The sequence below is a fragment of the Micromonospora sp. NPDC048894 genome (genome assembly GCF_040649765.1).
GTDB classification, from domain to species: Bacteria; Actinomycetota; Actinomycetes; order Mycobacteriales; family Micromonosporaceae; genus Micromonospora; species Micromonospora antibiotica.
The window spans coordinates 261,716-271,721 of the sequence record NZ_JBEZFY010000006.1; the positions used below are offsets into that span (position 1 = coordinate 261,716).

Annotated in this window: 9 protein-coding genes, 1 pseudogene and 1 riboswitch; of the genes and pseudogenes, 6 read left to right on the forward strand and 4 right to left on the reverse strand. The window is 72.8% G+C overall.

Annotation, left to right across the window (positions count from 1 at the left end; translation table 11 throughout):
- Positions 1-84 precede the first annotated feature (84 nt).
- Positions 85-573, reverse strand: a complete 489-nt coding sequence (locus tag AB0C22_RS15735) for a DUF3145 domain-containing protein (protein ID WP_088647746.1) — start codon at positions 571-573, stop codon at positions 85-87.
- Positions 574-930: 357 nt separating this feature from the next.
- Here AB0C22_RS15735 and AB0C22_RS15740 point away from each other — a divergent pair, with 357 nt between their 5' ends.
- Positions 931-1,260, forward strand: a complete 330-nt coding sequence (locus AB0C22_RS15740) for a hypothetical protein (RefSeq protein WP_208568913.1) — start codon at positions 931-933, stop codon at positions 1,258-1,260.
- 291 nt (positions 1,261-1,551) lie between these two features.
- On the opposite strand, the gene AB0C22_RS15745 is transcribed toward AB0C22_RS15740, so the two are convergent.
- Entirely contained in the window at positions 1,552-2,169 is a 618-nt protein-coding gene (locus tag AB0C22_RS15745; protein ID WP_357535530.1) for a carbonic anhydrase, read from the reverse strand.
- Positions 2,170-2,522: 353 nt separating this feature from the next.
- Between AB0C22_RS15745 and AB0C22_RS15750 the strand changes: the two are divergent.
- The 4 genes and pseudogenes from AB0C22_RS15750 to AB0C22_RS15765 form a co-directional block, all read left to right on the forward strand.
- Positions 2,523-3,413: pseudogene (locus tag AB0C22_RS15750) on the forward strand (alpha/beta hydrolase); the annotation flags it as partial.
- A gap of 330 nt (positions 3,414-3,743) precedes the next feature.
- Positions 3,744-5,861, forward strand: a complete 2,118-nt coding sequence (locus AB0C22_RS15755; RefSeq protein ID WP_357535532.1) for an AAA family ATPase — start codon at positions 3,744-3,746, stop codon at positions 5,859-5,861.
- A gap of 194 nt (positions 5,862-6,055) precedes the next feature.
- The gene (locus AB0C22_RS15760; RefSeq protein WP_219464137.1) at positions 6,056-6,970 is read left to right on the forward strand and encodes a cation diffusion facilitator family transporter; all 915 of its coding nucleotides are present in this window, start codon (positions 6,056-6,058) and stop codon (positions 6,968-6,970) included.
- A gap of 233 nt (positions 6,971-7,203) precedes the next feature.
- Positions 7,204-7,335, forward strand: a riboswitch (cyclic di-AMP (ydaO/yuaA leader).
- A gap of 3 nt (positions 7,336-7,338) precedes the next feature.
- Complete coding sequence (locus tag AB0C22_RS15765) at positions 7,339-8,400, forward strand: hypothetical protein (protein WP_357535534.1); 1,062 nt, start codon at positions 7,339-7,341, stop codon at positions 8,398-8,400.
- A 130-nt stretch (positions 8,401-8,530) separates the two neighbouring features.
- On the opposite strand, the gene AB0C22_RS15770 is transcribed toward AB0C22_RS15765, so the two are convergent.
- A complete protein-coding gene (locus AB0C22_RS15770; protein ID WP_219464141.1) occupies positions 8,531-8,998 on the reverse strand; it encodes an SRPBCC family protein in 468 nt (155 codons plus the stop codon).
- A gap of 98 nt (positions 8,999-9,096) precedes the next feature.
- Positions 9,097-9,459 (reverse strand): STAS domain-containing protein, encoded by a 363-nt coding sequence (locus AB0C22_RS15775; protein WP_067309377.1) that lies wholly within the window; start codon positions 9,457-9,459, stop codon positions 9,097-9,099.
- A 333-nt stretch (positions 9,460-9,792) separates the two neighbouring features.
- Between AB0C22_RS15775 and AB0C22_RS15780 the strand changes: the two genes are divergently transcribed.
- A complete protein-coding gene (locus tag AB0C22_RS15780) occupies positions 9,793-9,939 on the forward strand; it encodes a hypothetical protein (RefSeq protein ID WP_208568905.1) in 147 nt (48 codons plus the stop codon).
- Positions 9,940-10,006 lie beyond the last annotated feature (67 nt).

Consider the following 10,006-nt stretch of genomic DNA (forward strand, 5'->3'; position numbering starts at 1 on the left):
CCGGGTGTCCGGCTGACCCGCTCTCCTGGCCGTCGGACGGCCGGTCCGGGTGAGCAGACTCACCCACTTCAGGCGCCGCTGCGGTCAGCCAACCCGGGTGAGCAGGGTCACCGGCGCACCGTCCCCGGCGTACCGGTAGGGCTCCAGCTCCGCGTCCCAGGCCGTGCCCATCGCCTTGTCCAGGGCGTGCGCCAACGCCTCCGGGCGTACCGACGCCATGATGCTGCGCAGCCGGTCCTCGCCGAGCTGGATGTCGCCGGCCGCGCCCACCGCGGCCCGGAACAGGCCCCGGCCGGGCACGTGCATGAAACGCTCGCCGTCCGCGCCGGTGCTGGGTTCCTCGGTCACCTCGAAACGGATCATGGGCCACTGCCTGAGGGCAGCAGCCAGCTCGGCACCCGTCCCCGGCCGGCCGGTCCATCCGCACTCGGCCCGGCGGGCGCCGGGATCGACGGGCTGGGCCGTCCAGTGCAGGTTGACCGGCGCGGCAAGGACGCGCGCGATCGCCCACTCGACGTGTGAGCACACGGCGAGCGGGGTCGAGTGGACGTATACGACGCCACGCGTTGGCACGGTGACCTCCCGGAGAGCGAGGTGCGTCTTCCCCTACGACCTCGACCACCCGAGTGGCTGTTGCCACACATGATGACTCCTGTGACGGATGGTGCGCCAGGGAATCGGAAAATTCGCCGGCGGGAAATACCCGGACCGGTGACCCGGTTGTGCTCTCCGACGGCACGGTGAGCTGCCAGGCACCGTGGTCGTGTATATTTCTCTGGGCGGTTCTGCGCCGTCGCACCACTTCGCGGGCCGACGATCCAACCGGGCGTTCGATGACCCACCTGGGCGTTCGACGATCCGACCGGGCGTCACCCGCTACAGCCCCCGGACGATCCCCGTCCTCCCGTACGTCTTGCAAGGAGCATCTCCGTGGCAGGCAACACCTCTAAGACCGCGCGCGCGTCAGTCCGGGCCGGCCAGGCTGGCCAGGGTGGCGCCCTCAGCGTGCTGGGCGAGTTCAAGTACCTCATCCCGCTCAACGGCGGCAAGCACGCCTACGTGCGGAACCTGACCAACGGCAAGACCGCGCACCTGCGTACCGACTCCGACGCCTTCGTCGAGGAGATCCGGACGCTGGCCACCGCCGGCCACGCCGCCAAGATCCGCGCCGAGATCAACAACCTCGCCGCCACCCACCCGGACCACGGCTGGGACAAGACCGAGAAGCGTCTCGTCGAGGCCGGCGTCTTCGAGGGCTGAGCCCTCACCGAGCACATCTGGAACCGCCCGTCGGGTCACCCCGGCGGGCGGTTCCTCTTTCTCGTCCCCTCACCGTCACGGCGGGATCATCCTCATCCCGCCGTGACGATCGCGCTGCGCCCATGATCGCGCTGCGATCATGGGCGCAGCATGCGGCCCCTGGGGCAGCACGCGGTCCCCGGACAGCATGCGATCATGCGCAGCATGCTGCCTCCCGGGCAGCAGAGCGGGACAGCACGGCGGCGGGGCGGAGCAGCACGGCGGCGGGGTGGGGTAGCGCGGGGACGGGAGTCAGGGGTCGAGCAGGGTGACCTCGCCGGTGTCCAGGGCGTACAGGGCACCGACGACGTCGACATCGCCCGTGCCGACCGGGCCGGCCAGCAGGTCGTCGGTGCGCAGCGCCCGCACCGTACGCCGTACGTGCCGACGGACCGCCAGGGGATGGACTGCCGGGTGGTGCGCGCCCACCTCGACCACCGCCGGGGCGATCCGGTCGACGAGGTATCCCAGGTCACCGCCGGGCCGCTGCCCCGTGCGCAGGCTCTGCACGGTCGAGGCGACCGCCCCGCACCGCTCGTGTCCGAGCACCATCACCAGCGTCACCCCGAGCTGGTCCACCACGTACTCGATCGAGCCTCGTACGGCCCGGTCCAGCACGTGCCCTCCGGTGCGGATCACGCAGATCGAGCCGAAGGTCTGATCGAAGATCGCCTCCAGCGGCACCCGCGAGTCGATGCAGCCGAGCAGCACCGCGTAGGGCTGCTGGTCGCCGGAGGCGACGGCTGCGGCGGCGGTGACGTCGTGGCCGTGGATCGGTCGGCCGCTGACGAAGCGCCGGTTGCCGGCGAGCAGCTCTGCCAGCGCCGCCCGGGGCGGACGGACGGACCGGGGCGGCCCGCCAGGCCCCACAGGCCCCACAGGTCCCGCAGGTCCCGCAGGTCCCGCAGGCGACGACCCGACGGCACCCACGGATGCCACCGGAGACGACCCGACAACGCCCGCACGTGCCACCGGAGACAGCCCGGCAGCGCCCGCAGGTTCCGCTGGAGACGACCCGACAGCGCCCACGGGGGCCGTTCGGGGAGGCCGGGCCGCTCCGGCGGGCGAACGGTGCATGTCTCCAGACTGGCCGTCGGGGCGGCCCCGCGCGGGGCGGTCGGGAATCTTCTCTCCACCACGGTTGGCGTGGTCTGATGTCGGGTAGCCGGTGTTACCGCCGGGTCACACCGGTGAATGTGTCCCGGTGGCCTGGGGAGGTGGCGATGCCGGATCAGCGGGAGTTGCGGCTACCCGACGAGGTACGACTGCATGTCGAGGTGAGTGGCCCGGCGGATGCCGAGGTCACCGTGGTCCTGCTGCACGGCTGGACGCTGGACGGTCGGGCCTGGCACAAGCAGCTCGCCGACCTGCGCAGCCGGTTCGGCGACCGGGTGCGGGTGGTCGCCTACGACGCCCGGGGGCACGGCCGGTCCAGCTGCATGGCGCTGCGCACGGCGACCCTGGCCCAGCTCGGCGACGACCTGGCGGCGGTGCTGGACGAGGTGGCCCCGGCCGGGCCGGTGGTGCTGGTCGGGCACTCGATGGGCGGGATGACGGTGATGGAGTACGCCCACCGGCATCCGGTCCACTTCGCCGCCCGTACGGCCGGGCTGGTCTTCGTCTCCACCACCGCCGAGGGGCACACCCACACGGTGTACGGTCTGTCGCCGCGGATCGCCCGGCTGATCCGGCTCGCCGAGACCACCGGGGCGGGGGTGCTGGCCCGGTGCGGCTCGTGGCGGCCACCTCGTCCGCTGCTGCGCGCCCTCGCGCCGAGCATCCGGTGGATGCTCTTCGGTGACCGGTGCTCAGGCTCCGACATCCGCCTGGTCACCTCGGCGGTGGCCCGCGCGTCGCTGCGCTCGATCGGTGGTTTCCGCGCCTCGATCGGTGCCCAGCACCGGCTGGCCACCCTGGCCGCGTTGGCGCACCTGCCGGCGGCGGCACTGGTCGGTGACCGGGACCGGTTGACCCCGCCGCCGTGCGCGGAGTCGATCGCGGCGGCGCTGCCGGCCACCGAGCTGACCGTCTGCCCGGGTGCCGGGCACATGCTGATGATGGAACGCCCGGACGAGGTGAACGCCGCCCTCGCCGGGGTGCTGCACCGGGTGTTGACCGCCGGCCGGCGAGCCGGGCGCGACCCTGCGGACCAGGTCACGGCCGTCGCGCCGCCGCCCGGTCCTCGCCGGCCCGCCGTCGTCCCGGCGAGGACCGGGCCGACCGGCTGAACCGCCGGGCGGCACGCGGTTCCCCGCCCCCGGCCACCTCCGCCCACTCCCCCGGTCGGTCCGGGACGGGGAAGGACCACCGGCCGGAGGCCCCGTGGAGGTGGTGGAGGTCGCCGGACGGGTATCGCCCCGACGCGGGGTGGGTGGGTGCCCGTACCCTCATTCCGCCTGGCATGCACCCGTGCCCGGCGTCGCCGTCGCACAGGAGCCGGTACGTTGACCGACCAGACCACCCTGGAACAGGAGATCGCCGCCGAACAACGGCATCTCGACCGGGTGTACGCCCGGCTCGCCGAGCTGCGTCGCGCGGCGGCCCGCGCCGAGCGGGACGGCTACCGGATGGCCGGGGTCGGCACCTTCGGTGCGCTGGTGGAGCGGGACGCCATGGTGTTCCACGCCGCCCAGCGGCGGCACCTGTTGGACGCTGAGCACGAGGGGCTGGTCTTCGGCCGGCTGGACCTGCGCGACCGGCAGGTGCTGCACGTCGGACGGCTCGGGGTGCGCGGTGACGACGCCGAGACGCTGGTGGTCGACTGGCGGGCCCCGGCCGCCGCCGCCTTCTACCGGGCCACTCCGGCGGAGCCGCTGGGCGTGGTGCGGCGGCGCACGATCAGCTCGTCGGACGAGAAGGTCACCCGGATCGAGGACGACCTGCTCGACCCGGAGGCCGCCCCGCCGGACATGCCGGTGGTGGGTGACGGGGCGCTGCTGGCGACCCTGTCCCGGGCGACCGGTCGGGGGATGCGGGACATCATCGCGACCATCCAGCGGGAGCAGGACGAGGCGATCCGCTCCCCCGGTTCGGGGGTCACCATCGTCTCCGGTGGGCCGGGCACCGGGAAGACGGCGGTGGCCCTGCACCGGGCGGCGTACCTGCTCTATGCCGACCGCAGCCGGTACGGTGGCGGCGGCATCCTGGTGGTGGGCCCGTCGGCGGTCTTCGTGGAGTACATCGCCTCAGTGCTGCCGTCGTTGGGTGAGGAGACCGCCACCCTGCACTCGCTGGGGTCGCTGTTCCCCGGCATGTCGGCGACCCGTACGGACGGGCCCGAGGTGGCGGCGGTGAAGGGTTCGCTGCGGATGCGTCGGGTGTTGGAGCGGGCGGCCCGGGACGCGGTGCCGGACGGCCCGCAGGAGCTGCGGCTGCTCTACCGGGGGACGCTGCTGCGGTTGGAGCGGCGTGAGCTGGACGGCATCCGGGACCGGGCGTTGCACCGGGGGGCCCGCCGTAACGAGGTGCGCCGGGTCGGCTTCGACGGGGTGCTCGCCGCGCTCTACGCGCAGGCCCGTCGGTCGGCTGTCAGCGGGCTGCCCGAGCAGCGTGCCTTCGAGGACGAGATCATCGAGCGGCCGGAGTTCCGGGAGTTCCTCAAGGCGTGGTGGCCCCGGCTGCATCCGCGGCACGTGCTGGGCTGGCTGGCCCGCCCGGACCGGCTGCACCGGTACGCGGCCGGCATCCTCTCCCGGGCGGAGGTCGGATTGCTCGTCGCGGCGTACCGGTCGTTGGACGTCGAGGGGCTGACGGTGGCCGACATCGCCCTCCTGGACGAGTTGGACGCCCTGCTGGGCCGGCCGGTGCGGCCAAAAAAGGCGAACCGGGACCCGTTCCAGCTGGCCGGCGGTGTGCGGGAGCTGAGCACGTTCGGTGAGCGGCAGCGCGCGGCCCGGGCGGCGGCCCGGGAACGGCCCGAGGACTACCGGGACTACGCGCACGTGGTGGTGGACGAGTCGCAGGACGTCTCGCCGATGCAGTGGCGGATGGTCGGCCGGCGTGGTCGGCTCGCCTCCTGGACGGTGGTGGGTGATCCGGCGCAGACCGCCTGGACGGGCGACCAGCAGGAGTTGGACCGGGCCCGGGACCAGGCGCTGGGCCGGCGGCGGCGGCACCGGTTCACGCTCTCCACCAACTACCGCAACTCGGCGGAGATCTTCGCGGTGGCGGCGGCGGAGATCCGCCGGCTCTATCCCGACCTGGAGTTGCCGAGTGCGGTGCGGTCCACCGGGGTGGAGCCGGTGGCGCTGCACGTGCCGGCGGCGGAGCTGGCCCCGGCGACGGTGGACGCGGTGGACGCGGTGCTGGCCGAGGTGGCCGGGACGGTGGGCGTGATCACGCCGGTGCCGCGCCGCGACGAGGTCGCCGGCTGGTTGGGCGACCGGGGCGGGGCGCGGCTTCAGGTGGTGACGAGTCTCCAGGCCAAGGGCATGGAGTACGACGGGGTGGTGCTGGTCTGCCCCGGGGAGATCCGGGCCGATCCGGGCTCGGGGGTACGGACGCTCTACGTCGCGTTGTCCCGGGCCACCCAGCGCCTCACCACCATCGACCCCACCGGCTGAGCCACCGGCCCCGATCGGCCCGGCCCCTGGTCGAGGGCCACACCGAACGCTTCTGGGTCGTCGGCGACCCCGCTGTCGTGCTGGGTCGACGGCCCCTGCTGTCGCTCCTGGCCGAAGGCCCGGCTGTCACTTGCATACATAGCGATGTGAGCATAGATTGGATCGGGTCCGCCGCGGCGACGGAAGGTGTGGACGTGGGCGCAGGTCATGACCACAGTGCGACGGTCAGTAACGCCGCACACCGGCACCGCGGTCGGCTCTGGGCGGCTTTCGGACTGCTCGCCGTGTTCATGGTGGTCGAGGCGGTGGCCGCGTTCGGCACCGGCTCACTGGCCCTGCTCTCCGACGCCGGCCACATGTTCACCGACGTCCTCGGCATCGGGATGGCCCTGGCGGCGATCACCGCCACCCGGCGGGCCACGCAGGACCCGCAGCGCACCTTCGGCCTCTACCGGCTGGAGGTGCTCGCCGCGCTGGCCAACGCCGTCCTGCTCAGCGGGGTGGCGATCTACGTGCTGATCGAGGCGGTCCGCCGCTTCGGCGAGCCACCCGAGGTGCTGGCCGGCCCGATGCTGGTGGTGGCGGTGCTCGGCCTGCTCGCCAACCTCGTCGCGTTCGGCCTGCTGCGCGAGGGGGCCAAGGAGAGCATCAACCTGCGCGGGGCGTACCTGGAGGTGGTCGGCGACCTGCTCGGCTCCCTCGGCGTGATCGCGGCGGCGCTGCTGATCGCCGGCACCGGCTGGTGGTGGGCCGACCCGGTGGTCGCCGTGGCGATCGGCGTGTTCATCCTGCCCCGCACCTGGCGGCTCGGGCGGGCGGCGGTGCGCATCCTGGTGCAGGCCGCCCCGGAGCATCTCCCGGTGACCGCCGTACACGACCGGTTGACCGCCGTGCCCGGCGTCGCCGAGGTGCACGACCTGCACGTCTGGACACTCACCTCCGGCATGGACGTCGCCTCGGCCCACCTCACCCTGGCCGGCGACGCCGAGGCCGGCACCGTGCTCGCCGCCGCCCGTGGTGCCCTGCGGGAGGACTTCCACATCGAGCACGCCACTCTTCAGATCGAGCCCCGAGCGACCCCCGGAGCATGCGGCCCGACCCACTGGTGACCCCGACTGCCGCCCTGCGGCCGGGCCGCCGCCCTGCGACCCCGGCCGCCGTCTCGTGCCCGGTGGTCGGGCCCACTCTCCGGGAATCGCGCTGTAGATCAACGGCAATTTACGCCGTTCACACCTTTTGGCAGTATTCACTCTCGTACCCTCAGTCACGAGGTAGGCAGCTGTCCCACGCGTACCGGTAGGCTCGGCTCCGGCCACCGCCAGGCGGCGCCCACCGGCGCCGGCAGTGGCCGCCGCCTAATCGCCCACCAGGGCGAACCGGGGAACCACGTTCCTGGGGTGCATCCGCGTCAGCGGTAGGGATCTTCCGTCCCGAACCCGTCAGCTAACCCGGTCGGCGGCTGACGGAAGGACATCACATGCACGTACGCACCACCACGCGACTACTGGCCGCAGTCGTCACGGCGCTCGCCCTGGGCGTGTCGTCCGCGCCGTTCAGCCCGGCCGTCGCCGCGCCCACCACCCTCCTCGCCGCCCCCGGCGACGACGAGGAGGGCGGCACCCCGGCCCTACGCGACCAGCTCGACGCGGCCAGCAAGGGGTGGCTCGACGCGAAGACCGCCCTCGAGCGCTCCACCCGACGTCAGCAGGAGTTGGACGGCCAGCTCAAGGCCATCGAGGCCCAGCTGGTCACGCAGACCGGCAAGGTCGGCGAGATCGCCGGAGCGGCCTACCGCACCGGCCGCCTCGGGCCGATGTCCGCCCTGCTCAACAGCAACAGCCCCGGTGGCTTCATGGACCGCGCGTCGGCGTTGGAGACGGTCGCGGCCCGGGAGGACCAGGAACTGCGCAAGATGATCGAGACCCGGGACCAGGCCGCCCGGACCCGGGCCGCCGTCAGTCGGGAGATCACCGAGCAGCGCAAGCAGGTCGCCACCATGGGCAAGCGGAAGGATCAGGCCGAACGCGCGCTGGCCGTGGCCGCCGCCGACAAGCCGGCCCCCACCTCCTCCAACGACTCCGGCAGTTCGGAGGGCACGTCCAGCAGCAACGCCAAGGGGGCGCCCCGTAACTCCGACGGTTCCTGGCCGTCCGAGTCGTGCAGCGTCAACGACCCGACCCCGGCCAACGGCTGCATCACCCCGCGTACCCTCAACGCCCTCCAGCAGGCCAAGGCGGCCGGTTTCACCCGGTACGTCTCCTGCCACCGCCCCAGTGGTTCCGGTGAACACCCCAAGGGCCGCGCGTGCGACTTCGCCGCGCAGAAGAACGGCTTCGGCGGGGTGGCCAGCGGCGGCGACCGGACGTACGGCAACAACCTCGCCGCCTACTTCATCCGTAACGCCGACCGGCTCGGCGTGCTCTACGTGATTTGGTTCAAGCGGATCTGGCTGCCGAGCAGCGGCTGGAAGGCGTACAGCGGGGGCAACGGCGACCCGTCCAGCGACCACACCAACCACGTGCACCTGTCGATGTACTGAGCTGGCCCGGTGGCCCGTCCACGACGGGCCACCGGAACACCGCCGACAGCCAACCGGAAGACCGCCCGACGGGCCACCGGAACACCGCCCGACCGCAGGGTCGGGCCCGGTGTCGCAGGTCGGCCCCAGGTCAGCCGGCGGCAGACGGGTCGCCGGCCCGGCCGTCCAGCACCGCGCCGAGCCGGCTGGCCAGCCCGAGGTGAGCGGCGCGGGCCTGCCGGAAGGCGTACCCGAACAACGGTGCCGGCGCGGCGAGGGTGATCTCCACGTCGATCCGCAGCAGGTCACCCTCCGTCCGCAGCCGGGTGTGGTTGCGGACCGTGGTGCCCGGCTGCTGTCGGGCCACCGTCACGATCTCGTCGTCGCCGACCTGCAGGACATCCGCCTGATAGGTGACGGGAAACCGCAGCGGCCCCAACTCCAGCCGATCGGTGATCGCATAGCTGGCCAGGGCGCCCGGCCGGGCGGGCAACCGCCGCACCCGGACGATCAGGGGATGCAGTTCCTCCTGCCGGGACAGGTCGCTCAGCAAGGCCACCGCGTCCGCCTGTGCGCAGCGCGCCTGCACCGTGTAGCTGAAGCTCTCCCGCCGGACCACCGGGCCTCCTGACCGTCGTCGGTCGCACGATCGTGCCGCACCCGGGACGGACTGGCAACGTCCCAGGCCAGCGGGCTCAGGCGGGGCCGGTGGTGCGGTCAGGCGCCCGGCAGCACCTCGGGGGTGGCGGCACCGGCGAAGTATGGCTCCGGAGCGCCGAAGAGACCGAGCAGACCGGTGACCCAGAGCTGCCGGTGCACGAACCGGCTCGGTTCGGTGACGATCAACTTGACCCCACTGACCTCGGCGGTCTGGAACCCGGCGACCATCGCGCTGATCCCGACGGAGTCGATGAAGGTGACCAGTCGCATGTTGAGCTCGATCCGGGCGGGCCGGCCCTTGGCCAGCACCTCGGCGATCGCCTCACGTACCTCGTAGGCGGTGTCGACGTCGATCTCGCCACGAGGGGCGATCTCGATGACACCGGCCGGCAGGACCGACTTCACGATCGACAGGCTCACGCGAGCACCTCCACTCGCCCGTCCCCGGGCGCCTCATCAGTACGCGGGCCGCGACCGAGAGTATTCCTCCGACGGCCTCGGTCGCCACCCCTCGGGATGAGCAATTCGCGGATCCGGACGGACCGGGCCGTCCTTTCCCGCACCGTTGCTGGTCCTGTTCTCTCCGACGAACGGCTCAGCTGGGCCGTTCCAACCGTCCCAGAGTAGCGGTCCGGGTCCACTCCGAGCCGGATGCGGAGGGTCGGGCGAGCCCCGTCCGGCCTCCCGGCGCTGGTTGTGCCCGGTGCCTAGCCTGGGCGAGAGATGGGTCACCACGATCGAGGAGACGGATCGATGCTCAAGAGACTGCTCGGCCTGGCCGGCGTCGGCGCACTGCTCGCTCTCGTGCTCGCCTGCGGCTTCGGCGGTGGCGGGGACGACGACGATGACGACGACGGCGACGATTTCGCCCGCGCGACGTCGGTGGTCCTGGTCCGCTAGCCCCGTGACGTCGGCCCGGTGACCGCGGAAGCCGCAGGCGAGCACGAGAGCGAGCAGTGCGCCGACG

What these genes read in the sequence shown, in the direction of transcription:
- AB0C22_RS15765 (WP_357535534.1), top strand. Translation starts at nt 7,339, where the DNA reads ATGCACGTACGCACCACCACGCGACTACTGGCCGCAGTCGTCACGGCG.
- AB0C22_RS15780 (WP_208568905.1), top strand. Translation starts at nt 9,793, where the DNA reads ATGCTCAAGAGACTGCTCGGCCTGGCCGGCGTCGGCGCACTGCTCGCT.